Origin of the sequence: Pseudomonas sp. NPDC086566, assembly GCF_050280885.1 — a bacterium.
Classification (GTDB): Bacteria; Pseudomonadota; Gammaproteobacteria; order Pseudomonadales; family Pseudomonadaceae; genus Aquipseudomonas; species Aquipseudomonas vlassakiae.
In genome coordinates this window covers 101683-126597 of sequence record NZ_JBNNWD010000010.1, presented here as the reverse complement: position 1 = coordinate 126597, position 24915 = coordinate 101683, and the positions used below count along the sequence as shown (strand labels likewise).

General features: G+C 64.0%; 25 protein-coding genes. 11 read left to right on the top strand and 14 right to left on the bottom strand.

What is annotated here, in order from left to right; genetic code table 11:
- Positions 1-92 precede the first annotated feature (92 nt).
- Positions 93-857, top strand: a complete 765-nt coding sequence (locus ACQKPS_RS22355; RefSeq protein WP_254481563.1) for a YdcF family protein — start codon at positions 93-95, stop codon at positions 855-857.
- Positions 858-957: 100 nt separating this feature from the next.
- Here the strand turns inward: ACQKPS_RS22355 and lnt are convergent, their stop codons facing one another.
- From lnt to ACQKPS_RS22335, 4 genes are read right to left on the bottom strand one after another with little or no spacing between them, the layout of a single operon-like run.
- A complete protein-coding gene (gene lnt, locus ACQKPS_RS22350; protein WP_427605643.1) occupies positions 958-2475 on the bottom strand; it encodes an apolipoprotein N-acyltransferase in 1518 nt (505 codons plus the stop codon).
- An 8-nt stretch (positions 2476-2483) separates the two neighbouring features.
- Positions 2484-3323, bottom strand: a complete 840-nt coding sequence (locus ACQKPS_RS22345) for an HlyC/CorC family transporter (RefSeq protein WP_027917759.1) — start codon at positions 3321-3323, stop codon at positions 2484-2486.
- A 25-nt stretch (positions 3324-3348) separates the two neighbouring features.
- Positions 3349-3822, bottom strand: a complete 474-nt coding sequence (gene ybeY / locus ACQKPS_RS22340; RefSeq protein ID WP_099814656.1) for an rRNA maturation RNase YbeY — start codon at positions 3820-3822, stop codon at positions 3349-3351.
- Positions 3815-4813: a PhoH family protein gene (locus tag ACQKPS_RS22335; RefSeq protein ID WP_254481561.1), complete on the bottom strand. Its 999-nt coding sequence runs from the start codon at positions 4811-4813 to the stop codon at positions 3815-3817. Before ACQKPS_RS22335 ends, ybeY begins: the two co-directional genes overlap by 8 nt.
- 174 nt (positions 4814-4987) lie before the next feature.
- On the opposite strand from ACQKPS_RS22335, the gene ACQKPS_RS22330 reads away from it, so the two are divergent.
- Positions 4988-5314 carry a DUF1820 family protein gene (locus ACQKPS_RS22330; protein WP_176507084.1) on the top strand — a complete coding sequence of 109 codons (327 nt, stop codon included), beginning with the start codon at positions 4988-4990 and terminating at the stop codon, positions 5312-5314.
- A 3-nt stretch (positions 5315-5317) separates the two neighbouring features.
- Here ACQKPS_RS22330 and ACQKPS_RS22325 read toward each other — a convergent pair whose 3' ends face one another.
- The 4 genes from ACQKPS_RS22325 to ACQKPS_RS22310 all read right to left on the bottom strand — a co-directional run bounded on the left by ACQKPS_RS22325 (position 5318) and on the right by ACQKPS_RS22310 (position 8835).
- Positions 5318-5863, bottom strand: a complete 546-nt coding sequence (locus tag ACQKPS_RS22325) for a tetratricopeptide repeat protein (protein WP_176507085.1) — start codon at positions 5861-5863, stop codon at positions 5318-5320.
- A 236-nt stretch (positions 5864-6099) separates the two neighbouring features.
- Complete coding sequence (gene hemL / locus ACQKPS_RS22320; protein ID WP_254481559.1) at positions 6100-7383, bottom strand: glutamate-1-semialdehyde 2,1-aminomutase; 1284 nt, start codon at positions 7381-7383, stop codon at positions 6100-6102.
- Between the two features lie 17 nt (positions 7384-7400).
- A complete protein-coding gene (gene thiE, locus ACQKPS_RS22315; RefSeq protein ID WP_254481558.1) occupies positions 7401-8024 on the bottom strand; it encodes a thiamine phosphate synthase in 624 nt (207 codons plus the stop codon).
- 13 nt (positions 8025-8037) lie between these two features.
- Complete coding sequence (locus tag ACQKPS_RS22310) at positions 8038-8835, bottom strand: hydroxymethylpyrimidine/phosphomethylpyrimidine kinase (RefSeq protein WP_254481557.1); 798 nt, start codon at positions 8833-8835, stop codon at positions 8038-8040.
- Positions 8836-9100: 265 nt separating this feature from the next.
- Here ACQKPS_RS22310 and ACQKPS_RS22305 point away from each other — a divergent pair, with 265 nt between their 5' ends.
- From ACQKPS_RS22305 to ACQKPS_RS22290, 4 genes are all read left to right on the top strand, one after another.
- Positions 9101-11092, top strand: a complete 1992-nt coding sequence (locus ACQKPS_RS22305) for a sensor histidine kinase (RefSeq protein WP_427605642.1) — start codon at positions 9101-9103, stop codon at positions 11090-11092.
- Positions 11093-11234: 142 nt separating this feature from the next.
- Positions 11235-12887 (top strand): acyl-CoA dehydrogenase family protein, encoded by a 1653-nt coding sequence (locus tag ACQKPS_RS22300; RefSeq protein ID WP_427605641.1) that lies wholly within the window; start codon positions 11235-11237, stop codon positions 12885-12887.
- An 84-nt stretch (positions 12888-12971) separates the two neighbouring features.
- The gene (gene amn / locus ACQKPS_RS22295) at positions 12972-14435 is read left to right on the top strand and encodes an AMP nucleosidase (RefSeq protein WP_176507091.1); all 1464 of its coding nucleotides are present in this window, start codon (positions 12972-12974) and stop codon (positions 14433-14435) included.
- A gap of 6 nt (positions 14436-14441) precedes the next feature.
- Positions 14442-15077 carry a pseudouridine synthase gene (locus ACQKPS_RS22290; RefSeq protein ID WP_254481553.1) on the top strand — a complete coding sequence of 212 codons (636 nt, stop codon included), beginning with the start codon at positions 14442-14444 and terminating at the stop codon, positions 15075-15077.
- 4 nt (positions 15078-15081) lie between these two features.
- On the opposite strand, the gene ACQKPS_RS22285 is transcribed toward ACQKPS_RS22290, so the two are convergent.
- A complete protein-coding gene (locus ACQKPS_RS22285; RefSeq protein ID WP_027917747.1) occupies positions 15082-15285 on the bottom strand; it encodes a DUF2788 domain-containing protein in 204 nt (67 codons plus the stop codon).
- A gap of 52 nt (positions 15286-15337) precedes the next feature.
- Positions 15338-15814: an Lrp/AsnC family transcriptional regulator gene (locus tag ACQKPS_RS22280; protein WP_003249795.1), complete on the bottom strand. Its 477-nt coding sequence runs from the start codon at positions 15812-15814 to the stop codon at positions 15338-15340.
- A gap of 391 nt (positions 15815-16205) precedes the next feature.
- Here ACQKPS_RS22280 and ACQKPS_RS22275 point away from each other — a divergent pair, with 391 nt between their 5' ends.
- Positions 16206-17024, top strand: a complete 819-nt coding sequence (locus ACQKPS_RS22275; RefSeq protein WP_427605640.1) for a DUF6515 family protein — start codon at positions 16206-16208, stop codon at positions 17022-17024.
- Between the two features lies 1 nt (position 17025).
- Here the strand turns inward: ACQKPS_RS22275 and ACQKPS_RS22270 are convergent, their stop codons facing one another.
- On the bottom strand, positions 17026-17895 hold the full coding sequence (locus tag ACQKPS_RS22270) for a cation diffusion facilitator family transporter (protein WP_427605639.1): 870 nt from the start codon (positions 17893-17895) through the stop codon (positions 17026-17028).
- A gap of 25 nt (positions 17896-17920) precedes the next feature.
- On the bottom strand, positions 17921-18340 hold the full coding sequence (locus ACQKPS_RS22265; RefSeq protein ID WP_054886744.1) for a hypothetical protein: 420 nt from the start codon (positions 18338-18340) through the stop codon (positions 17921-17923).
- Positions 18341-18455: 115 nt separating this feature from the next.
- On the opposite strand from ACQKPS_RS22265, the gene hrpB reads away from it, so the two are divergent.
- On the top strand, positions 18456-20984 hold the full coding sequence (gene hrpB, locus ACQKPS_RS22260; RefSeq protein WP_427605638.1) for an ATP-dependent helicase HrpB: 2529 nt from the start codon (positions 18456-18458) through the stop codon (positions 20982-20984).
- 11 nt (positions 20985-20995) lie between these two features.
- Here hrpB and ACQKPS_RS22255 read toward each other — a convergent pair whose 3' ends face one another.
- Complete coding sequence (locus tag ACQKPS_RS22255) at positions 20996-21490, bottom strand: hypothetical protein (RefSeq protein WP_254481533.1); 495 nt, start codon at positions 21488-21490, stop codon at positions 20996-20998.
- A 97-nt stretch (positions 21491-21587) separates the two neighbouring features.
- Positions 21588-22244, bottom strand: coding sequence for a YciC family protein (locus ACQKPS_RS22250; protein WP_283725389.1), 657 nt, complete (start codon positions 22242-22244; stop codon positions 21588-21590).
- Positions 22245-22399: 155 nt separating this feature from the next.
- Here ACQKPS_RS22250 and ACQKPS_RS22245 point away from each other — a divergent pair, with 155 nt between their 5' ends.
- The 3 genes from ACQKPS_RS22245 (at position 22400) to yedA (ending at position 24869) form a co-directional block, all read left to right on the top strand.
- On the top strand, positions 22400-23167 hold the full coding sequence (locus tag ACQKPS_RS22245; protein WP_427605637.1) for a DUF2076 domain-containing protein: 768 nt from the start codon (positions 22400-22402) through the stop codon (positions 23165-23167).
- 134 nt (positions 23168-23301) lie between these two features.
- The gene (locus ACQKPS_RS22240; protein WP_027917740.1) at positions 23302-23781 is read left to right on the top strand and encodes an NYN domain-containing protein; all 480 of its coding nucleotides are present in this window, start codon (positions 23302-23304) and stop codon (positions 23779-23781) included.
- Between the two features lie 170 nt (positions 23782-23951).
- On the top strand, positions 23952-24869 hold the full coding sequence (yedA, locus tag ACQKPS_RS22235) for a drug/metabolite exporter YedA (RefSeq protein ID WP_283725387.1): 918 nt from the start codon (positions 23952-23954) through the stop codon (positions 24867-24869).
- The last annotated feature ends 46 nt before the right edge of the window (positions 24870-24915 follow it).

The window sequence follows — 24915 nt, the reverse complement described above, 5'->3', positions numbered from 1 at the left end:
CTACAACACACTTCCCATGATCGACGCCGGCCCGGGCTTGTTGACCGGCGTCGATCCTTTATAGGCTGCACGCCTTCCATGGAGGTGTGTCGATGCCGATCCGGTTTTTTTTCAAGCAATGGCTGATGCCGCCTGGCGTCTTGTTTCTGCTGCTGCTCGCGGCCTGGTGGTTGCGTCGGCGGCGGCCGCGGCTGGCGGCGCTGTGTTTTGCCGCGGGGCTGGGAGGCCTGTGGTTGATGAGCTTGCCGCTGGTGGTGCAGGAGTCCGCACGCCTGCTGGAGACCGAGCCGCCCCTGGCGACAGCGGACTGGGCTGGCCTGGCGAACAGGGCAGACGCCATCGTCGTGCTTGGCGCGGGGCGTGAGCGGGGTGACCCGGCCTGGGGCGGTGATGACCAGCCTGCGGCAACGGCCCTTGAGCGCATGCGTTTTGCCGCTCGGCTGGCGAAAGCCTCGGGTTTGCCGGTGCTGACCAGCGGTGGCTTGCACTATGGCACGCCACCGAGCGAAGCACAGTTGATGGCAGACCGCTTTCGTGAGGATTTTGCCGTCGAGGTGAAATGGCAGGAAGAGGCCAGCCGCACTACCTGGGAGAACGCCCAACTGAGCGCCAAGGTGTTGCAACCGCAGGGTATACACCGGGTGGTGGTGGTGACTCAGGCGTGGCACATGCAGCGCTCGCGCTGGAGCTTCGAGCGGGCCGGGTTCGAGGTGGTGCCGGCGCCGGTGGGGTTCCTCGGGCGCGATCATGCGCGGCCGTTCGGCGGGTTGCTGCCGGAGAGCCGGGCCATGTGGCAGAGCGGGCAGTTGCTCAATGAAGCGGTGGGGTTGGTGGGGTACCGGCTGTTCTATCGGTAACCTGTGCGGGCCTCTTCGCGGGGCAAGCCCGCTCCTACAAGGGCGCGCAATGCCCTTGTAGGAGCGGGCTTGCCCCGCGAAGAGGCCAGTGCAGGACGACTCAGACGGTTTTGGCGATCCGCCCGGCCAGCAACGCCCAGCCCAGCAACAGCACACACAGAATGGCCAGCGGCCACGACCGCCACTGCAGGTAAGGCGTCAGCTGCTGCATCGGCACCACTTCGCCATACAGCACCGCCCGCTGGAACTGCGGCACTTGCGCGGTGATCTTGCCAAACGGGTCGATCAATGCGGTCACGCCGTTGTTGGTAGCGCGGATCATCCAGCGGCCGGCCTCCAGTGCACGCATTTGCGCCATTTGCAGGTGCTGCAGCGGGCCGATCGAGGTGCCGAACCAGGTGTCATTGCTGATGGTCAGCAGCAGGTCGCTGCGTGCCGCCAGGCCAGCAGCGAACTCGGGGTAGACCACTTCGTAGCAGATGAACGGGGCAACCTGGTAGCCCTTGGCTTGCAGCAGTGGCTGGTCCGCGGGGCCACGGGCAAAGTCCGACATCGGCAGGTTGAAGAACTCGATCGCGCCGCGAAGCATGTCCTGCAACGGCACATATTCGCCAAACGGCACCAGTTTTTGCTTGAGGTAGGTACCGTCGCCTTCGCCGGTCACGGTGACGCCGTTGTAGAAGCGGCGTTGGTGATGCACCACTTCACGCACCGGCACGCCGGTGATCAGCGCCGAGTGCCGGTCGGCAGCAAAGCGGCCCATCACATCGATATAGCCTTGAGCCTGGTCCTTGAGCACCGGCACGGCGGTCTCCGGCCACACCAGCAGGTCAACCGGTTTGGAGCTGAAGCTCATGTCGCGGTACAGCGCCAGTTGCGCGTCGATGTGGGCCGGGTCCCATTTCAGCTCCTGCTCGACGTTGCCCTGCAGGGCCGCGACCTTCAGCGGGTCACCCGCCGGCTTGGTCCAGGCGTGGCCCTTGAGCGCCATGCCGATTACCCATGGCGCCAGCAGCAGTACTGCGCCGATGGCAAGGAACGATGGGCGTTCGCGCAGGCGGTGCAGGTTGCACAGCAGCGCGGCGCTCAGCGCCAGGGCGAAGGAAATCAGCCACACGCCACCTAGCGGCGCAAGCCCCGCCAGCGGGCCATCGAGCTGGCTGTAACCGGCATACAGCCAAGGGAAGCCGGTCAGGAACCAGCCACGGAAGGCCTCTTGCAGCAGCCACAGGGCGGCGAAGCACAGGGCATCGGCCAGCGGCGCCTCATTGCGCCTGAACCAGCGTGCCCACAGCCAGGTGGGCAGGGCAAAGAACCAGGCGAGGGCGGCGAAGAACGCCAGCAGCAAGACGATCGCCAACAACGGCGAGGCGCCGCCATAGGTGTTCATGCTGACGTAGATCCACCAGGTGCCTGCGCCATAGAGGCCAAAGCCGAACCACCAGCCACGCCACATGGCCTGGCGTGGGCTGAGCTCGCGCAGACCGAGGTAGAGCAGGGCGATTGACAGCAGGGCCAGCGGCCAGATGTCGAACGGCGCCAGGGCCAGGAGGGTCGATGCGCCGGCCGCCAGGGCCAGCAAATTACCGGGCCAGCCGGGGCGGGAGATCCAACGCATGTTTGTCCTTAGCGGGTGATCGGGGTCAGGCGCAGCAAGTGTATCCGCCGGCTGTCGGCATTGAGAATACGGAACTTGTAGGCGCCGATTTCGGTGGTCTCGTTGCGCTTGGGCAGGTGGCCGAAGGCGCTCATCACCAGGCCGCCGACGGTGTCGAATTCGTCATCCGAGAATTCGCTGTCGAAAAACTCGTTAAAGTTGTCGATCGGGGTCAGCGCCTTGACCAGGAAGTCACCGCTCGGTAGCGGCTTGATGTAGCTGTCTTCCTCGACGTCGTGCTCGTCCTCGATGTCGCCGACGATCTGCTCCAGCACGTCCTCGATGGTCACCAGGCCCGCCACGCCGCCGTACTCGTCGATGACGATGGCCATGTGGTTGTGGTTGGCGCGGAACTCGCGCAGCAGCACGTTCAGGCGCTTGGACTCCGGCACGAACGTGGCCGGGCGCAGCAGGTCCTTGATGTTGAAGCTGTCGCCGTTCTCCTTGAGGATCAGCGGCAGCAGGTCCTTGGCCAGCAGGATCCCGAGCACATCGTCGTGGCTTTCACCGATCACCGGGTAGCGCGAATGGGCAGCGTCGATGACGGCCGGGAGGAACTCGCGCGGCGATTGGGTCGCCTTGATGCTGATCATTTGCGAACGCGGGACCATGATGTCGCGTACCTGCAGGTCGGCGACCTGGATGGCACCTTCGACGATGGTCAGCGCTTCGCTGTCGAGCAGCTTGTTCTGATGGGCTTCGCGCAGCAGCTCAAGGAGCTCCTGGCGGTTTTTCGGCTCATGGGCAAAAGCCTGGGTCAGTTTACCCAGCCAGGACTTCTGCCCGTTGCTCGATCGATCTTCGCTCATGGCGGTTCTCGTGATCCTTCGTGTATCAGTGTGTGAGAGGTTCGTTTTCATCGTCGGCGTACGGGTCGGGGTGACCCAGTTCCGCCAGCAATTCCCGTTCCAGCGCTTCCATTTCCTCGGCCTCATCGTCTTCGATGTGGTCGTAGCCGAGCAAGTGAAGGCAGCCATGGATGACCAGGTGCGCCCAGTGCGCTTCCAGCGATTTGCCCTGTTCGGCCGCCTCGCGCTCGACCACTGGCACACAGATCACCAGGTCGCCCAACAGCGGGATATCGAGCAGGTCATCCGGCACGTCGGCCGGGAACGACAGCACATTGGTCGCGTAGTCCTTGTGCCGGTAGGTGTGGTTGAGTTCGCGGCCTTCGCCTTCGTCGACCAGACGAATGGTCATTTCCGAGTCGGCCGTGCGCTGGCGCAAGGCCAGTTCGCACCAGCGGCGGAAGGCGGCGTCATCCGGGGCGGCAGCATCCGTGGCCCGTTGCAGGTCAAGTTCAAGCATCTTTGCCGGGCGCCTCGGGCTTGGCCTGGCGGGCATCGAAGCGGTCATACGCTTCGACGATACGCTGCACCAGTGGGTGACGAACCACATCTTTGGGTTGGAAATGGGTGAAGCTGATCCCCGGTACGTCCCTGAGCACCTCGATCACATGGGCCAGGCCCGACTTGGTGCCACGGGGCAGGTCGACCTGGGTGATATCACCCGTGATCACCGCAGTCGAGCCGAAGCCGATACGGGTAAGGAACATCTTCATCTGCTCCAGCGTGGTGTTCTGGCTCTCGTCGAGGATGATGAAGCTGTTGTTCAGGGTGCGACCGCGCATGTAGGCCAGCGGGGCGATCTCGATCACCTGGCGCTCGATCAGCTTGGCCACATGCTCGAAGCCGAGCATCTCGTACAGCGCGTCGTACAGCGGGCGCAGGTACGGGTCGATCTTCTGGGCCAGGTCGCCAGGCAGGAATCCGAGCTTTTCGCCCGCTTCAACCGCTGGGCGTACCAGCAGGATGCGGCGCACTTGCTCACGCTCCAGGGCGTCGACAGCGCAGGCCACGGCCAGGTAGGTCTTGCCGGTACCGGCCGGGCCGATGCCGAAGTTGATGTCGTTGGCCAGGATCTCCTTGACGTAGCGCTGCTGGTTGACGCCGCGCGGGCGAATATTGCCCTTGCGCGTGCGCAGCGAGACGCTGACTTCGTTGACCGCAGGATTGTCGATGTTCTCTACCGTCGACTCCTGCAGGTACAGGTGCACGGTTTCCGGCGACAGGTCCGTGGCCTTGGTCTCGCGGTAGAGGCGGCGCAGCAGTTGCTCGGCAGCGGAAGTGGTCTTGGGTTCGCCGATCAGCTCGAATTGGTTGCCGCGGTTGCGGATTTCGATGGCCAGGCGTTGTTCGATCAGGCGCAGGTGCTCGTCGAACTGGCCGCACAAGTTGGCGAAACGGTGGGCCTCGAAAGGTTCGAGGATGAAACGATGAGGTTGTATGGGTGCGTTCAAGGTCGTTTTTAGCCGCTCGACGGCAATGAATGTGAACTCAAGAATAACCCTTGAAGGGCAGTGGCGAAAGCACTGAAACGATCAAGGGTTGGTTCAGGCTGTGTCCCCGCACGGGCCGGGGCCCGCTCTGCTATGATGCGCGCCTTTTCTTACGCATGTGTTATCCCGCCGAACATGAGCAAACGCGAACCTGCCATCTATAAAGTGATCTTCCTCAACCAGGGGCAGGTCTTCGAGATGTACGCCAAGCAGATCTACCAGAGCGACCTGTGGGGCTTTCTTGAAATCGAGGAGTTCGTGTTCGGCGAACGCACCCAGGTGGTGGTCGACCCAAGCGAAGAGAAGCTCAAGAATCAGTTCGAAGGGGTGATCCGCAGTTTCGTGCCGATGCATTCGATCGTGCGCATCGATGAAGTGGAGCGCCTGGGCACGGCCAAGATCAGCGAGGCGAAGGCCAGCGGCAATGTAATGCCGTTCCCCATGCCAATGCCGGAGCGGTAAGGATCAGGGCAGTGGCGAAAACGGTGTGCGTCCTTCGGCGTTCTGCAGTTCCAGCAGGTACTTGCGGAAGATCTGGCCAAGCACCTGGGTAGCGTGCTCAAGCTCGTCGCGAGGCATCTGTTCGGTCACTTCGTCGGCCATGTCCAGCGCATCCTCGGCGCCGTTGACCGCGGCCATCTTCAGCAGGATATAGGCCTGCACATTGTTGGCCTTGACCCCTTCGCCATGGAAGAACATGGCGCCAAGGCGGTACTGGGCTTCGGCGTGGCCTTGCAGCGAGGCCTTCTGGAACCAGTCCAGGGCCATCTTCAGGTTTTTCGGCGTCAGCGTGTAGTAGTACTCGCCTAGCTCGAACTGTGCCTGGGCGTCCCCGGTCGCCGCTGTTTCTTCGCAGGCTTTCAGCGCGTTCTGCAGGTCTTCTGGCTGAACATTGAGCGTGCAGCGCCCCGTTGCCGGAATCAGCAACGAGTTACCGCCCTCCGCCAGGGCCAGCAGGGGCTGAAGAAGCAACAGGCAGCCCAAGGTCAGGGCGCGGCCGGTGCGGTTCATGGGGATCGACTTACCTCTGCAAAGCTGCGGCCAATGTCTCTGGTGGCACATTATGGGATAAGCAGCGCCAACCTTACAAAGTTTTACGCGAAATTCTGTAGAGAAGACGGGTTTGCCGATTGGATTGGCAATTATTGCCTGTACCGGCCTCTTCGCGGGTAAACCCGCTCCTACAGGGTACACGCATAACCTGTGGGAGCGGGTTTACCCGCGAAGAGGCCGGCGCAGGCGGCCCGTCACTTCAGCGCGGCGAAGGCTTTTTCAGCCGCATCCAGGGTGATCTGCAGCTCTTTTTCACCGTGGGCGATCGAAGTGAAGCCTGCCTCGAATGCACTCGGCGCCAGGTACACGCCACCGTCGAGCATGAGGTGGAAGAAGCGCTTGAAGCGTTCGGCATCGCTGGCCATCACGTCGTCGAATGTGACGATGTCGTCGGCGCCGCTGAAGTAAAGGCCAAACATGGCACCCGCCTGGGTGGTGACGAAAGGTACGCCAGCGGCATCGGCGCGTTGTTGCAGGCCATCGAGCATGCGGCTGGTGAAATTGCTCAGCTCGTCATGGAAGCCTGCGCGGCTGATCAGCTTCAGGGTGGTCAGGCCAGCGGCCATGGCCAGCGGGTTGCCCGACAGCGTACCGGCCTGGTAGACCGGGCCCAGCGGGGCGATGCAGCCCATGATTTCGCGTTTGCCGCCGAAGCAGCCGACCGGCATGCCACCGCCGACGATCTTGCCGAAGGTCGACAGGTCCGGCTTGATCCCGTAGTAACCCTGGGCGCCGCCGAGGGAGACGCGGAAACCGGTCATCACTTCGTCGAAGATCAGTACCACACCGTGCTTGTCGCACTGCTCGCGCAGGCCTTCGAGGAAGCCGGGTGCCGGCGGTACGCAGTTCATGTTGCCGGCCACCGGTTCGACGATGATGCAGGCCACGGTCTGGCCGACTTCGGCAAGGGTCTTCTCGACCGCGGCGATGTCGTTGAACGGCAGGGTCAGGGTGTGCTTGGCGAAGTCTGCCGGTACACCTGCCGAGCTAGGCACGCCTTGGGTCAGCAGGCCGGAACCGGCCTTGACCAGCAGGCTGTCGGAGTGGCCGTGGTAGCAGCCTTCGAACTTGATGATGGCGTCGCGGCCGGTGTAGCCACGGGCCAGGCGAATGGCGCTCATCGTCGCCTCGGTACCGGAGCTGACCATACGCACCATTTCCATCGACGGCACCAGCGAGCAGACCAGGTCGGCCATCTCGGTTTCCATCGCGGTCGGCGCGCCATAGGACAGGCCGTGTTCCAGCTGGCGGCGCACTGCACCGAGCACGTCCGGGTGGCCGTGGCCAAGGATCATCGGGCCCCACGAGCCGACATAGTCGACGTAGCGCTTGTCATCTTCGTCGACGACGTAGGCGCCTTCGGCATGCTTGAAGAACAGAGGAGTGCCGCCAACGCTCTTGAAAGCGCGGACCGGCGAGTTGACGCCGCCAGGGATGTGCTTCTGGGCTTGGGCGAACAGGGCTTCGGAACGGGACATGGGATCTTCTCTCGAAATCAGGAAGCGAACAGGGCGTTGAAGGCGCGAGCGCGGCGGGTGACTTCCTGCGCGCTGTCGGCACCGAACAGGCCGTGGATCACCGCCAGCAGATCGGCACCATGGGCGATCAGCGGGGCGGCATTGTCGAGGGTGATGCCACCGATCACGGCGATCGGCAGTTTTACCTGGGCGCGGGCCTGCTTCAGCAGATCGACGTTGGCAGCCGGCGCACCAGGCTTGGTGACGGAATTAAAGAAGCGGCCGAAGGCTACATAGCTGGCGCCTTCGTTGGCAGCCTGGGCGGCCAGTTCGAGACTGGCGTGGCAGGTGGAACCGATGATTGCGTGGCGGCCGAGCAGGGCGCGAGCCGGTGTCAGCGGGCCGTCGGTCTGGCCCAGGTGCACGCCGACGCCCAGGCGTGCGGCCAGTTCGGCGTCGTCGTTGATGATCAGCTGGGTGCCGTAGCGCTCGCAAAGCTTCATCAGGGCTTCGGCCTCGCGTAGGCGGCGGGCGGCGTCATCGCCCTTGTCGCGGTACTGCAGCAGGCACACACCGCCTTCCAGCGCGGCTTCGACGTGGGACAGGAAACGGCCGGCGAGCAGCTGGCTGTCGGTGATTGCATACAGGCCGCGTAGCTTCATTGAACGCCTCGTGTCAGGAGCAGAAATCCAGGGGCAGGCGACGCGGAACGTACTGGCCTTTGCCCAGCTGTTCGGCGTCGCGCAGGGTGCGCCAGGTGTAATCCAGGGCGCTTTTCACCGCGCTTTGCAATTGCTCGCCGAGGGCCAGGCGACCGGCCAGGGCGCTGGCCAGGGTGCAGCCCGAACCATGGTAGCTGCCTGGCAGGCGCTGGCAGGTCCAGGTATGGCTATGGCCGTCGCGGCTGTACAGGCGATTGTGGATTTCTTCCTCGTCACCGTGCCCACCGGTAATCAGCAGGTTCTTGCAAAACGGCAACAGTTTTTCGGCACACTCGTCGGCGGTGCCCTCGGGGAGTTCGGCCAGGATGCGCGCTTCTGGCAAGTTCGGCGTGGCAATGGTCGCCAGCGGCAGCAGGCGTTCGCGCAGGGCATAGCCGACTTCGTCCTTGCCCAGGCGGCCACCGCCACCGGCACGCAGCACCGGGTCGCAAACCAGCGGCAGGTGCGGGTGGGCACTGAGCAGTTCGGCGACGGTGTCGACCATGCCGATCGAGCCGAGCATGCCCAGCTTCACCGCGGCGACGGTGGAGTCGGCCAGCACGGCATTGGCCTGGGCCAGGACCCACTCGCGGTCGAGCACGCGGAAGTCGGAAACGTTGACGGTATCCTGCACCGTCAGGGCGGTCACGGTAGGTGCGGCGTGACAGCCTTGGGCGAGCAGGGCTTCTATATCTGCCTGCAAGCCGGCGCCGCCACTTGGGTCGTGGCCGGAGAGACAGAGGACAACGGGGCGGGAGCTGTAGGTATTCATGGTCGGCGAGCTTACCACCAAACCCCTTTGTGCGGATCGTCCTACAAACGGGTTTTGTTGATCGTGCGGTCAGATTTGGCTGAATGTATGCCCTGAAAGCATTGTCCTAGAGCCTTTTCCTTGAAAATTGGAGTGGCCCGTCGCCAGCCTTGAAAGCTATGCTAGAGTGCTCGGATAACTCGACAAACGGGCTCTGCCGGATTTCGTCGTCTCAAAGGGATAGGAGGCCATCGCGACGCGACCGGACAAGCCATGCTGGGGCTGTATGCGCTATTTGCTGATTATGCTTCTGGGCTTGTTGCCCGTCCTGGCCGGAGCCGTCGAAATCGACGAGGCGACTCGGCATCTTCCCTTGGGCAAGATCATGCAGGTCTACGAGGACCGTGACGGCAGCGCGAGCATTGCCCAAGTCAGTGCGCCTATCTTTGCCAGCCGTTTCCGCACGCATCACCAGGAGGTGCTGAACGCCGGTTACTCGCATTCGGTGTTCTGGCTCAAGGTCGACCTGCATTATGTGGCTTCTGCCGATGCGCAACCGCGTCAGTGGCTGCTCGAGCTGGCATACCCCCCCATGGACCATATCGAGCTGTACCTGCCGGGCAGCGATGGCGAGTTCGTCCTGGCCCAGCGCACCGGCGATGCTTTGCCCTACGGCAGCCGCCAGATCCGTCAGAACAATTACCTGTTCGAACTGCCGCTGCAGCCGGGGCAGTCGACCACCGCCTACCTGCGCTTGCACAGCCAGGGTTCGGTACAGGCACCGCTGTCGTTGTGGTCTGCCGAAGCCTACATGGAAGACCAGCCGACCCGCCTCTATGTGCTTGGCATGATCTACGGCGTACTGCTGGTGATGGCGGTGTACAACCTGTTCATCTACCTCAGCGTGCGGGATGTCAGTTACCTCTACTACATCCTCTATATCGCTTCGTTTGGCTTGTATCAGGTGTCGGTGAACGGGGCAGGGGTTGCCTACTTCTGGCCGGACAGCCCGTGGTGGGCCAACGCCGCAACACCACTGTTCATCGGCGCTGCGGGCTTGTTTGGGTGCCAGTTCGCCCGTCACTTCCTGCAGCTAGGCAAGATCAGTCGCGGCTTCGACCGCTTGCTGCAATTGCTGATGCTCGGTGGCGTGCTGGTAATGGTGCTGTCGGTGAGCATGCGCTACGGCATCGCCTTGCGCATGGCCACGGTGCTGGCCTTGCTGTTCACCGTGAGCATCTTTGCCGCCGGCTTGTATGCCTGGGTGCGTGGCCTGCGTGTGGCGCGCTGGTTCATCATCGCCTGGACGGCGTTCCTGCTCGGTGGGCTGGTCAATACCCTGATGGTGCTGGGTTACCTGCCCAACCAGTTCATCACCATGTATTCCAGCCAGCTGGGGTCGGCGCTGGAAGTAGCGTTGCTGTCGCTGGCCCTGGCCGACCGCATCAACAGCATGCGCGAACAGCAGGCACAGACCTTGCGTGATACCGGCGAGGCGTTGGAGCAGATGAACCAGCAACTGGCCAGGAGCAATCACCTTAAGGATGAATTCCTCGCCACCGTTACCCACGAACTGCGGACACCGATGAATGGTGTAATCGGCTCGCTGGAACTGATGCACACACTGCCCATGACTGCGGAGATGGCCCAGTACCACCGCACGGCGGTCGGCTCGGCCCAGGACATGATGGACATGGTCGACGACATCCTCACGTTGACCGAACTGCAGGCCGGCCGCATGCGCCTGCAGGCACTGCCGTTCAGCCTGCGGCGCACGCTGCAGGACCTGCGTGCCGGCTATGCCGGAACGGCCTTGGGCAAGGGTTTGTACCTGAGCCTGGACATCCCCGCCGAGCTGCCGGACGAGTTGCTGGGCGATGCGCAGAAAGTGGCCCGCTGCCTGGGCTGCCTGGTGGACAACGGCCTGAAGTTCACCCATCACGGTGGGGTGATGATGCAAGTTCGCGGGCGCCGCCTTGGCCCCGACAGCCTGGCGTTGACGTTTACCATCAGCGACAGCGGTATCGGGTTCGATGACCTGGACCAGGCGATTCTCTATCAGCGTTTCTTCCAGGTCGATGGCTCGATGACCCGGCGCTATGGCGGGCTCGGGATTGGATTGTCGATCTGCCGGCAGTTGGCCGAACTGCTTGATGCCAAGCTGTCCCATGAGTCGACGCGGGGGTTGGGCAGCCGCTTTGAGCTGACCTTGAATGTGGCGATTGCCCAGGTGCAGATGCCGCCGGGGCGGGCCGTGTCGGGGTCTACGCGGTTCTAGGGCCTTCCTTGAGGGTTTCAGCGCCTGCGAAACTGTTGTGGCGAGCCCTGAGCCACATGCTTAGTCATTATTGCCACTTTGACTGACCCGCTGGGAGTGCTTCACTGGGCCTTTCAGGCATGCCCGGATTCAGGAGCTCCCGATGAACCTCCACCAGTACGCTGAAACCCACGAAGTCACCAATCAGCCGCCTTCGCTCGACAGCGCCAACCTCTACCGCCTCGACCTGCCACTGCAGGAATGGTCGCGGCGTTTCGGGGCCGGTTGGGCCGAAGCGCGGATCGATGCCTATGGTGCCTTGGCCGGTGGTCCGCTGATGGCCGCAGGCTTCCTGGCCAATGCGCACAAGCCGGAATTCAGCAGCCATGACCGCTATGGCCACCGCATCGACCTGGTCGAGTTCCACCCCGCCTACCACGAGTTGATGCGCACTGCCGTCGAACACGGTCTGCCATCATTGCCCTGGGCCGAACCTCGCCCAGGTGCCCACGTGGCCCGGGCGTCGATGACCTACCTGCACAGCCAGGCCGAAGCCGGTAGCGGCTGCCCGCTGACCATGACCTTTGCGGCCGTGCCTGCGTTGCGCTTGCAGCCAGAGCTGGCCGAATACTGGCTACCGAAGATCCTCGCCCGCGAATACGACCCGCGCAACGTCGGTGACCGCCACAAGGCCGGCGTGACCCTTGGCATGGCCATGACCGAGAAGCAGGGCGGCACCGACGTGCGTGCCAACACCACTCGCGCTTACCCGGTCGGCAGCTCCGGCCCTGGGCAGCCCTACGAGCTGGTCGGGCACAAGTGGTTCTGCTCGGCACCGATGTGCGATGCCTTCCTGACCCTGGCCCAGACCGACAAGGGCCTCAGCTGCTTCCTGCTGCCGCGCCATCGCCCCGACGACAGCCGCAACCAGTTCTACATCCAGCGCCTGAAGAACAAGCTGGGCAACAGCTCCAACGCCTCCAGCGAAGTCGAGTTTCGCGGCGCGCTGGCATGGATGGTGGGCGAGGAGGGGCGCGGCGTGCCAACCATCATCGAGATGGTGGCCATGACCCGTTTCGATTGCATGGTCGGCTCCAGCGCGTTGATGCGCCAGGCGCTCACCCAGGCGGCGCACCACTGCGCCCATCGCAAGGTCGGCGGCCGGGTGCTGAGCGAACAACCTCTGATGCAGAACGTGCTGGCCGACCTGGCCCTGGAAAGCGAGGCCGCGCTGGCCCTCAGCCTGCGCATGGGGCAAGCGCTGGAGCAGCTGGACGACCCGCAGCAGGCGCACTTCGCACGGCTGGTTACGGCGGTGGGCAAGTACTGGATCTGCAAGCGGGCGCCGGCCATGATCAACGAGGCCGCCGAATGCCTGGGCGGTGCTGGTTATGTCGAAGACAGCATCCTGCCGCGGTTGTATCGCGAAGCGCCGGTCAACTCGACCTGGGAAGGTTCCGGCAACGTGCAATGCCTGGACGTGCTGCGGGCGTTGTCCAAGGAGCCGGGTGTGCTCGATGCGCTGTTCGCCGAGCTGGGCGACGGGCATGGCGACCCGCGCCTTGCCGCGCATATCGGCAACCTCAAGGGGGCGTTCGCCGATACCAGCGATATCCAGTACCGGGCACGGCAGCTGACCGAAGACATTGCCTTGGCGTTGCAGGCCAAGCTGCTGCTGGAGGCTGGCAATGCTGTGGTCAGCGATGCATTCATCAGCAGCCGGCTGAGCGGTGGCGGGCGGGTGTATGGCGCATTGCCGCGAGGCATCGATGTCGAGGCATTGGTGGCGCGGGCGACACCGGCCTGGCCAAGTTGAACACCGTGGCTGACCATCGGGGATGTATTTAGTAACAAAGGCAGGCAAGATGGCTGACATGCATGTCCAGACAGGAAGCCCAGTGTGAGCCAAGCTTTTGTAGTCGTTGATACCCCCGAACAGGCCGTCGACCGTCTGGCGGCCCTGCATGAACAGGCCACCGGGGCTCTGAGCCAGGCCCTCAAGCGATACCTGAAGGACCGTACCGAACCGAGTGCCGACGAGCGCGCCCTGTATCGCTACCCGGCACTGCGCCTGACTTATTACAGCCACGGTGAAGTGGCTGCCACCACGCGCGCCTATGCCAAGGTCCAGGTGGCGGGTACCTACAGCGTCACCGTCACCCAGCCGGCGGCATTTCGCGGTTACCTGCTGGAGCAGCTGCGCCCGCTGATGCATGACTACACGGTGACCGTGGAAGTCGGCGTCAGCGAGCAGAACATCCCTTACCCCTATGTGGTTGACCAGGGCGATGAGCTGGCTGGCAGCGGCATTACCGCCGCCGAGCTGGCGCGGGTGTTCCCCAGCACCGACCTGTCCGCAGCCACCGATAACATCGCCGATGGCCTGTACGACTGGGGCAATGCCGAAACCCTGCCGCTGGCGCTGTTCGATGCCGCCCGCGTGGATTTCTCGCTGCGTCGCCTGGTGCATTACACCGGCAGTGACTGGCGCCATGTGCAGCCGTGGATCCTGCTGACCAACTATCACCGCTATGTCGACCAGTTCATCAGCCACGGCCTCGAGCAGCTGCGTGAAGACCCGCGCTTCGTGCGCATGGTGCTGCCGGGCAACGTGGTGATCGAAAAGGGTATGGACCACGGCGAAGCGCAGGCCCTGGTGGCCAGCGTGGTCTGGCACCGCTACCAGATGCCGGCCTACCACCTGATCGCCGGCGACGGTGATGGCGTGACCCTGGTCAACATCGGTGTCGGCCCGTCCAACGCCAAGAACATCACCGACCACCTGGCGGTGCTGCGCCCGCACTGCTGGCTGATGATCGGCCACTGCGGCGGCCTGCGTCAGTCGCAGACCATCGGCGACTACGTGCTGGCCCACGCCTACATGCGCCGCGATGGGATCCTCGACCGAGTGGTGCCGCCGAACATTCCGATTCCGGCCTTGGCCGAAGTGCAGCTGGCACTTCAGGAAGCCGCGGCACAGGTGACCGGCGAGCGTGGCGAAGAGCTGAAGAAGCGCCTGCGCACCGGCACCGTGCTGACCTACGACGATCGCAACTGGGAGCTGCGCTGGGCTCAGGAGCGGCCGTTGATCAACCTGTCGCGTGCGGTGGCGGTGGACATGGAAAGCGGCACCATCGCCGCCCAGGGCTATCGCTTGCGGGTACCGTATGGCACCTTGCTGTGCGTGTCCGACAAACCCCTGCACAGCGAGATCAAGTTGCCCGGATCGGCCAATGCCTTCTACAACCGTGCGGTCAGCCAGCACCTGAAGATCGGCATCGCCGCCCTCGACCTGCTGCGCACCGAGCTCAATTCGTTGCACTCGCGTAAACTGCGCAGCTTCGATGAGCCGCCGTTCCGCTGAGGATCCATGCCACTGCCACCCCGTTCCAAGCCGCGCCGCCCCCAGGCGCGGCCTGCCGGCCCCCGTCGCCAGGCCAAGGCGCCACCGGCCGAGCCACGCCTGATCCTGTTCAACAAGCCATTCGACGTGCTGACCCAGTTCAGTGACGGTGAGGGGCGCGCGACGCTCAAGGATTTCATCGATATCCCTGGCATCTACCCGGCCGGCCGGCTCGACCGTGACAGCGAAGGCTTGTTGCTGCTGACCAACGATGGCGGCCTGCAGGCGCGCATTGCCGACCCCAGGCACAAGTTGCCCAAGACCTACTGGGTACAGGTGGAGGGCGAAGCGAGCGACGAGCAGATCCAGCGTTTGCGCGATGGCGTGGAGCTCAATGATGGCCCGACCCTGCCTGCCGAAGCGCGGCGCCTCGACGAGCCCGAGCTATGGCCGCGCAATCCGCCGGTACGGTTTCGCAAGAGCGTACCGACCAGCTGGCTGGAGCTGGTGATTCGCGAAGGGCGTAATCGCCAGGTGCGGCGGATGACTGCCGCGGTTGGCTTGCCGACCTTGCGCCTGGTGCGGGTGCGGATCGGCGACTGGGCGCTGGAGGGGCTGGAACAGGGCTGCTGGCGCGAGGTTGCCCCGAAGCTCGCGCGTTGAAGGCCTAGACGCCTTCGAGAAACGCCACCACCACGCTCTTGATGATGAAGGCCAGCACCCCCAGCCCGAGCACGAAGAACAGGATCATCGTGCCAAAGCGCCCGGCCTTGGACTTTTTCGCCAGGTCCCAGACGATGAAGCCCATGAAGCCGATCAGTACAGTGACCAGCACGATCATCATCCACTCTTCGAATACGGCGGGATCCATCTGTGTTCTCCAGGCAGGCTGAGCTTGCGATTATACGCGGGCGAGCAGGCGTTTAACGCAGGTGCGTCAATGGCAGCTCGGTGCTTGCCAGCACCTGGTTGAGCACGAAGCTCGAACGTACGCTGGTCACCCCTTCGATGCGGGTCAGGCTGCCCAGCAGCAGTTTCTGGTAGTGGTCCATGTCTGGCACCACCACCTTCAGCTGGTAGTCGGCATCCATCCCGGTGACCAGGCTGCACTCGAGCACCTGCGGCAGGTTGCGGATGGCGGCTTCAAATGTCTCGAAGCGCTCCGGGGTGTGCCGGTCCATGCCGATCAACACGTAGGCAGTGAGGCTCAGGCCGAGTTTCTTGCGATCGAGCAGGGCGACCTGGCGCGAGATATAGCCGTCGTCTTCCAGTTGCTTGACCCGACGCGAGCATGGCGATGGCGACAGGCCGATGCGTTCGGCCAGCTCCTGGTTGGAGATGCGCGCGTCGCGCTGCAATTCGGCGAGGATGCTCAGGTCGTAGCGGTCAAGTTTGCTCATGGAAAAGGCCTTTTCTGTTCGGATTGCGGTGAATTATCGATCCAGGGTTAAAAATTGCGCAAGTGCTATTTATCTGAGCAATCTTCGCAATCCTGTGCCGCTACCGCTCCCGTATCGTTACTCCCAGAATCACTGCCCGGACATCAGTCCACGGTGACGCGCCCTAGGCGGGCGGTCGCGGCCAGCCATCCAACAGGATCTGCAGGCCCCCGGGCTACACAGCTTCCAGAAGACGCTGTGAGGTGAGCCGGCGCCACAAGTGCCGAGCACGGACGACAATTCCCAAAGGGAGGTCAATGGCCTCCCTTTTTTCATGGCCGCAATTTCATCTGCTCTCAGTGCCAGCGCGGTAGACTGGCAGCCTGCCGTTTTCTTTACCGTGAGGAACAACATGAAGTCACGCATCTGGCAGTTGGCAGGTGTTGGTTTGCTGGGTTTGAGTATCAGCCTCGGGGCGATGGCCGAAGGCCCGGGCGAGGGGCACGGCAACGAGGGAGGTCCAGGCCGCTCACTCAACTCGCGTGACGAGGTGCAGCAGACGCAGCCCGCGCGGCAGGGCTATTACCAGGATATCCCCCGGCACAACGGCGACAACCGTCACTGGCAAGCCGGCGGCCCAGGGCAACGGCCCGGCGGCGACTGGCAGGGACGCCCGGATGGCCACGGTAATGGCTGGGGCCCTGGGCCGCAGTATCGCCCGGGGCACACCATCGATCACTTCCCGGACCGTTACTGGAAGGTGCCCTATCGCGGCGATGACTACTTCTACTCCGGCGGCTACTGGTATCGCCCGCATGGGGGCAGCTACGTGGTGGTAACCCCGCCCTACGGCGTGCGGGTCAGCTACCTGCCTTCCTATGCGCGGGAAGTCTGGCTGGGCGGGGCATTGTTCTTCCTTGTGGCCGACACCTACTACCAGTACCTGGCCGACAGCCAGGAGTATGTGGTGGTCAACCCGCCTGCCATGGCCCCGGCACCGTTGCCGGCGGCAGCGCCGGCCGGCAATAGCTACGACGTGATTGCCTACCCCATGTATGGCCAAGGGCAGGAGCAGCAGGACCAGGACCGCTACCAGTGCCACCGCTGGGCGGTAAGCCAGTCAGGCTTCGACCCGGCAACCGCGCCTTATGCGCCTCCCGGCGAAGTGGCGAGCAATTACCGACGGGCGCTGAGCGCCTGTTTCAGTGGCCGCGGCTACAGCGTCAACTGATTCACACGGGGTCAGCGTGCACCATCACATCCGCCTGTGGATAACGCTGGCGGATGACTGCCGATGCCTGCACGCACAAGTCGTGCGCTGCATTCAGCGGCAGCTGCCCAGGTAGCTCCAGGTGCAATTGCACGAACCACTGGTTACCTGACACCCGGGTGCGCAGGTCATGCACGCCTTCGACACCTGGAATGCCCAGCACCAGTTCGACCATCCCTTCGCCAATGTCGCTTGGCAGTTCCTTGTCCATGAGAATCGCCGTGCTCTCGCGGGCGATCTGCAGTGCACTCCAGAGGATGTACACCGCGATGCCCAAGCCGAACAGCGCATCCATCTGTGCCCAGCCCAGGCGTGCCAGCAGCAACGCCAGCAGGATGCTGCCGTTGAGCAGCAGATCGGAACGGTAGTGCAGCGAGTCGGCGCGCACCGCGGTCGAGCCGGTCAGGCGAATCACTTTGCGCTGCAAGGCCAGCAAAGCGACAGTCAGCGCCAGCGACAGCAGCATCACGCTGATACCGATGGCTGTGTCACCCAGCGGCCGCGGGGCTTGCAGGCGCTCATACGCCTGTATCCCGATCAGCACCGCACTGACCCCGATGAACAGCGCCTGGGCCATGCCAGCCAGCGCCTCTGCCTTGCCGTGGCCAAAGCGATGGTCGTCATCGGCAGGGCGCAGGGCGTAGTGCACGGCAAGCAGGTTGAGGAACGAGGCGACGGCGTCCAGCGCCGAGTCGGTCAGCCCGGCCAGCAGGCTGACCGAGCCGCTCAGCCACCAGGCCACGGCCTTGCTTACCACCAGTATGCTGGCCACCGCCAGTGATACGCGGGTGGCCAGGCGCAGCAAGCGCTGGTGCTCGGCTGGGGTGATCATGCTCAGGGCATTGTCCTTGTCAGTGTCAGGCTGCGGGTACCAGCCCCAGGGCCGCCAGTTGCTCGACGCTGCCGCGGTGCTGGATCAGCCGCGGGTCATCCAGCGGCAGGCGCTGGCCCAGTTCACTTTCCAGAATGGCCTGCAGCTTGAGGTTGTCGACCTTGCCATCCGGGCTGACGGCGTCACGCAGTTTTACCGGGTCGACCTGGGCGGTGTGCCCGCCTTTGTAGTAGATGGCGCCCGTGGCGAAGTCGATGCCAAAGGCGATCAGGCCGGGGATGACATAGAACAGGATGCCGATGGCGTCCATTGCCGCTACGACGGGGTCGATCTTGCCGCCGATCTGGCCACGGCGCTCTGGATAGAAGATGGTGCCGCAGGCCGTCAGCTGGGTCAGCAGCGTGACGATCAGGGCGCCACCGATGACGCGGGATGGGATGCGCATGTAAATCTCCGAAAAGTATTCAGCAGGGCAAGCGAAGCGCCAGCACCTGAAGCTAAGACCATGATAGAGCAGGCTGGGTTCGCCGTTATACTCGCCAGACTGTTCGAGGACCACCATGATTTCTTTACCGATCGATGCTGTCTTGCCCGCCTTGCGCGACGCCCTGCATAACCGCGACGAAGCCGTGCTCGAAGCGCCTCCCGGAGCAGGCAAGACCACCCGTGTACCGCTGGCGCTGCTCAACGAGCCGTGGCTGGCCGGGCAGACCATCCTCATGCTCGAGCCGCGCCGCCTGGCGGCGCGGGCGGCGGCCGAGCGCCTGGCCAGCGAACTGGGTGAAAAGGTCGGAGAAACCGTGGGCTACCGCATCCGCCTGGACAGCAAGGTCGGGCCGGACACGCGCATCGAGGTGGTCACCGAAGGCATCCTGACCCGCCGGCTGCAGTCCGATCCGGCGCTGGACGGCGTGGGCCTGCTGATCTTCGACGAATTTCATGAGCGTAGCCTGGATGCTGACCTGGCCCTGGCGTTGAGCCTCAATGGCCGCGAACTGCTGCGTGACGAGCCTGCGCTGAAAATCCTGCTGATGTCGGCAACCCTTGAGGGCGAGCGCCTTTCGCGGCTGCTGGGTGACGCGCCGGTGGTGAGCAGCGAAGGCCGCATGCACCCGGTGGATATCCGCTGGGGCCGACCGTTCCAGCCAGGCGAGTTCATCGAGCCGCGGGTCGTGGACAACGTATTGCTGGCGTTGGCCGAACAGCCCGGCAGCGTGCTGGTGTTCCTGCCCGGCCAGGCCGAGATCCGCCGTGTGCATCAGAGCCTGCAGGACGCCTTGGGGGAGCGGCCGGATGTACTGCTGTGCCCGCTGCATGGTGAGCTTGACCTCAATGCCCAGCGCGCCGCCATCTACCCGCCGGCCAAGGGCCTGCGCAAGGTGGTACTGGCTACCAACATCGCCGAAACCAGCCTGACCATCGACGGCGTGCGCGTTGTCATCGATGCTGGCCTGGCGCGGGTGCCGCGCTTCGATCCGGGGAGCGGCATGACCCGCCTGGACACCCAGCGGATTTCCCGCGCCAGCGCCACCCAGCGCGCCGGCCGGGCAGGGCGCCTGGAACCCGGAGTGTGCTACCGCCTGTGGTCCGAGGCCCAGCATGACCAACTGGCTGCCCACGGCAGCGCCGAAATCCTCCAGGCCGACCTCGCCGGCCTGGCCCTGCAGCTTGCGCGTTGGGGCGTCACGCCCGATCAGCTGCGCTGGCTCGACCAGCCGCCGGCAGCGGCCTTCGCCCAAGCCCAGGACCTGCTGGCGCGGCTGGGCGCGTTCAAGCCGGGCAGCCGCAACAACCTCAGCGACCACGGCCAGGCCATGGCCGAACTGCCGGCCCATCCGCGCATCGCCCACCTGCTGTTGCGCGGCCAGGACCTTGGCCTGGCAACGATGGCCTGTGATGTCGCTGCCTTGCTTGGCGAGCGTGATATCCAGCGCGGTGGTGGGGCCGACCTGCACAGCCGCCTGGCCCTGGTCAGCGGTGAAAGCAAGGCCAGCCGGGGTGGCCAGGGTGGCGTGCAGCGTGCACGGCAACTCGCTCGGCAATACCGTGGCCTGTTGCGCGGCAAGGCCACGGCGGCGGTTGCCGACCCCGACCATCCGCGCTGGCTTGGCGCACTGCTGGCGCTGGCCTATCCCGATCGGATCGCCCAGCAGCGTCGCGAGGGTGGCGCTGAATATCGCCTGGCCAATGGCCGTGCGGCGTTGTTCGCCGAGGTCGACGCGTTGATGAAATGCCCGTGGTTGGTGATCGCTGACCTCGGTAGCCGCCAGGGCCAACGGGAAGAACGCATCTACCTGGCGGCCGAGTTCGACCCGACGCTGCTCGATGATGTGCTGGCCGAACAGGTCGAGCACGTCGATATCCTCGACTGGGACGAGCGCGAGCAGGTGCTGCGTGCCGAGCGCCAGACCAAGGTCGGCGAGCTGGTCCTGGCGCGCGAACCGTTGCCTGCCCTGGATGATGAAGCCCGCGCCAAGGCGTTGCTTGGCCTGGTGCGGCGCAAGGGCCTGAACCTGCTGACCTGGACTCCGGAGCTGCGCCAGTGGCAAGCACGGGTGGCGCTGTTGCGTCAGCTGGATCTGGACAAGGACGGGCACAGCGAATGGCCCGACCTGGGTGACGAGGCGCTGTTGGCGACGCTGGAAGACTGGCTGCAGCCCTACCTGGGCAAGGTCTCGCGCCTGAGCCACTTCGCCGCGCTGGACCTGCCGTCGATCCTGCGCAACCTGCTGCCCTGGCCATTGCCGCAGCGCCTGGAAGAATGGGCGCCGGCGCATCTGGCAGTGCCGTCCGGCTCGAACATCCGCCTGGACTACAGCGAACACCCGCCGATCCTTGCCGTGCGCCTGCAGGAACTGTTCGGCCTGGCCGATACCCCACGCATTGCCCAGGGGCGACAGCAGGTGAAACTGCACCTGCTGTCGCCAGCACGACGGCCAGTGCAAGTGACACAGGACCTGGCCAACTTCTGGCGCACGACCTATGCCGAAGTGAAGAAGGACTTGAAGGGGCGCTATCCCAAGCACTACTGGCCGGATGACCCCCTGGTGGCGGAGGCTACCGCGCGGGCCAAACCGCGCGGTACCTGAATACCTTCCTTTCAGGTGCTCTGCTGGAGAAGGAAGGTGAGCGTTTCGCCTTCTTTCGTATTCAGCAGATACATTGTCTGGCCGCTGTGATGTGGATCGTCCTTGATAGCACCTGCACGGTGGCCCAAGTGATCACGCAGATGACAGATCAGGCCGTGCTCCGTCAGCTTCAGCGGTTCGATCTTCCAGTAGTCGGTCACTTCCGAGCGCTGGTAGAAACCCAGATAACCGTTCCGGCTCTGGCCTAGTTTCTTAGGGGGATAGGCGTTGCCGGAGAGGCTGATGTGATAATGCAGTCGGTCGTGTGTCTGGGAGTCGAAGGCAAAATCCAGGTGTATGGAGTTCTTCTCGCCGCCTGCCATGAGCCAGTCGTCCTGGGGCGTGATACCCCAGGTCCATTTATCTCTAGTGCGGCTTAACCGCAGGGGCACATACCTGTCGGTGGCCATTGCATACAGTTGGCCGCTGAACGAGCGGGCGTAAGCGTCTTGTATTTGCGAGTCCATGGGGAGTCTCCAGGTGATTGGGACTCCACCGTAGGGATCAGGCATGTCACATGGGAGACTGAATGGCTTCCTCCGGCGCTTCGTGGATGTGCCGTTGTCAGGCGCCTGCTTCACCTTCCAGCAGCATGAACAGGCGATACAGCACCACCGTGCTGAACAACTGCAGGAACCCACTCAGGCTGTCCAGAGCCAGTTCGACGCCCGGCGCGGGCTCGGGGAAGGCCATCAGCAGCAGCCCATCGATCAGCCAGATCGGTGCCAGCACGCCGAGCACGCAGATCATGATGCGCAGGAAGTGCCCGGTGGTCATGCGCGCACTTTCGCGCATCGACTGCACCACCGGCAGGCCGCGCAACACCAGCAGGTATTCGGCGAACACCAGGTTGATCATGATCCACACGCCCGGGAACACCAGCAGCGCCAGGCCGGCCATGATCAACAACGAGCTGATCGTGATCAGCAGGGCCAGTTGCGGCCACAGTTGCACGGCGCGGGCGAACAGGTCGCGCTTGCGGATCTCCTGGCCGTTGCTGCGGGTGTCCAGGTAGAGGATCAGCGCCGCGCTGTACAACGGGTAGAACAACAGGCTGATCAGCATGCCGTAGGCCGGCGAGGCCTGCTCGCCCAGCTGGCGGTACAGCAGCTGGGTGGAGAGGGCTTCGAGCACCACCAGCGGCAGACACAACGGAATGATGCTGGCCAGGTGGCGGCGGAAGAAGTACAGGGAGTCGCGCAGAACGCTCAGCGGATTCATCAGTCAACATCGCAAGGCAGTAAAAGCAGGGGCCTAACTTTAGCCCAGAGCGGTCACTTGCTGAAAAAAGTTTCACCCGCGCGGTGATTGAATCCTTGGGCCGGGCGCCCCATCTTTGCCATGTCCGATGTCCTGCTAGCCCATGAGGTAGCCCCATGAACACTGATGAACAAACCCTGATCGACGGCCTGTTCGGCCGCATCAAGCAAGCCGAGGACCCAAGCCAGCCGCGTGATGTGCAGGCGCAGGCACGGATCGAGGAGCATGTCCGCCAGCAGCCGGCGGCGCCGTACTACATGGCCCAGGCGATCCTGGTTCAGGAAGCCGCGATCAAGCGCCTGGACGAGCAGAACAAGCAGCTGGAGGCCGAGCTGAAGCAGGCCCGGGCCCAGCTTGAGGCCACCCGTGCCAGCAGTGGTAACGGCGGAGGTGGTTTCCTGTCGAGCATCTTCGGTGCCGGTGCGCGCAATCCGGAGCCCGCTCAGCCGCAACGCTCAAGTGCGCCGGTGGCATCGGGTGGCGGTTGGCGCGAGCCGAGTGCGCCGGGCTTCTCCCAGCCGCAGCCGCAAATGCAGGCACAACCACCACAGCAACAGCCCGGCTTTGGCGCGGCGCCAGCGCGCAGCGGGGCCAGCAGCTTCCTCGGCGGCGCAATGCAGACTGCCGCCGGTGTCGCCGGTGGCGTGTTGCTGGCCCAGGGCATCAGCAGCCTGTTCAACCACCATTCGCAGCCTGAAGAGGTGGTCGAGGTGATCAAGGAAGAGCCGGCTCCTGCCAGTGACAGCGGCGGCTGGCATGACCAGGGTACACAGCAGCAGGTCGCCGACAACGGTGGCTGGGGCAATGATCAGGGTGATTGGGCCGATACTGATTACGGTAATGATGGGGGTGGCTTCTTCTCGGATGACGATACGTTCGTCTGACGGGTCTGGCATACTGGCGGCAATTCGAGGGGCGCTATTCGCCCCTTTCGCGGGCAAGCCCGCTCCCACAAGGTTGCACGAATCCTGTGGTAGCGGGCTTGCCCGCGAATTCTTCCAGACCATGGGGTTCTCAGGTGAAAAAGATCGCGCTGTTCGCCGATGTGCAGAACCTCTACTACACCGTGCGCCAGGCCCACGGCTGCCATTTCAATTACACCGCATTGTGGAAGGACGTCAGCCGCGAAGGCGAGATCGTCGAGGCCGTGGCCTATGCCATCGACCGGGGCGACAGCAAGCAGCAGCAGTTCCAGCAGATCCTGCGCAACCTCGGTTTCGACGTGCGTCTCAAGCCGTTCATCCAGCGCAGCGACGGTTCGGCCAAGGGCGACTGGGACGTGGGCATCACTCTCGATGTAATCGATGCGGCCAGCCGGGTCGACCAGGTGGTGCTGGCCTCTGGTGATGGTGACTTCGACCTGCTGCTGGAACGGGTCATCCAGCGCCACGGCACCGAGGCTGTAGTCTATGGCGTGCCCGGCCTGACGGCGTTGTCGCTGATTCGCGCCGCCACCCGCTATGTGCCCATCGAGGGTGCGCTGTTGCTCAAGCATTGAGGGCGGGCAGGTGACTGGCTGTGGATTTTGGCGCCTGTGAGATCGAGCGCCCATTCCAAGACGAGCGCACCAAAAGTGTGCCGCTCATTTCGCGCAGTTTTGTAACTTATCTTTACTTGCCCGCAGCCCTAAACTCGGTCACCCGAAAACGGATTTCTGAGTTGCCTGCCATGCCTGCCTCCCGTCGCTTTCCGCTGTTGCTCATCGGCGCCTTCATTGCCCTTTACCTGGTCTGGGGTTCCACCTACCTGTTCATCCGCATCGGTGTCGAATCGTGGCCGCCGATGCTGATGGCCGGTGTACGTTTCATCATCGCTGGCGGTTTGCTGTACGGCTTCCTGCGCTGGCGCGGTGTGCCGGCCCCGACCTGGCCGCAATGGCGTGCGGCCGGGGCGATCGGTTTCCTGTTGCTCAGCTGCGGCAATGGCGGGGTGACAGTGGCCGAGCATGCGGGCGTGGCCTCGGGCGTGGCAGCGCTGGCGGTGGCGACGGTGCCGTTGTTCACGCTGCTGTTCGGCTTGCTGTTCGGCCACCGCAACTCGCGCCTGGAGTGGGCCGGTATCCTGCTCGGGTTGCTGGGTATCGCCTTGCTCAACCTCGGTTCCAACCTGCAGGCCAGCCCCGTGGGGGCGGCGTTGGTGGTGTTCGCCGCGGCGTCATGGGCGTTCGGTTCGGTGTGGAGCAAGAGCCTGCCGTTGCCCCAAGGCCCGATGGCCAGTGCCGCCGAGATGCTGGTAGGCGGCGCGATATTGCTGTTGGGCAGTGCATTGTCAGGTGAGCGCATGACGCAGATGCCGACCCTTGCCGGCTGGGGAGCACTGGCCTACCTGGTGCTGTTCGGTTCGATCCTCGCCTTCAGTGCCTACATGTACCTGCTCAAGAACGTGCGGCCGGCAGCGGCCACCAGCTACGCCTACGTCAACCCGGCGGTGGCGGTGCTGCTGGGTATCCTCTTTGCCGGCGAACAGATCGGCACCGAGGAGTGCCTGGCCATGGCGGTGATCATCGGCGCGGTGGTGCTGATCGGCCTGCCGCAATGGCGCAAGGCGCCAGAGCAGCCGATGAAGGGCGAAATCTGCAGCAAGTAGCCAGGGGCGATGCGGTAAACTTGCCGCCTTCGCTGAACCCCCTGAC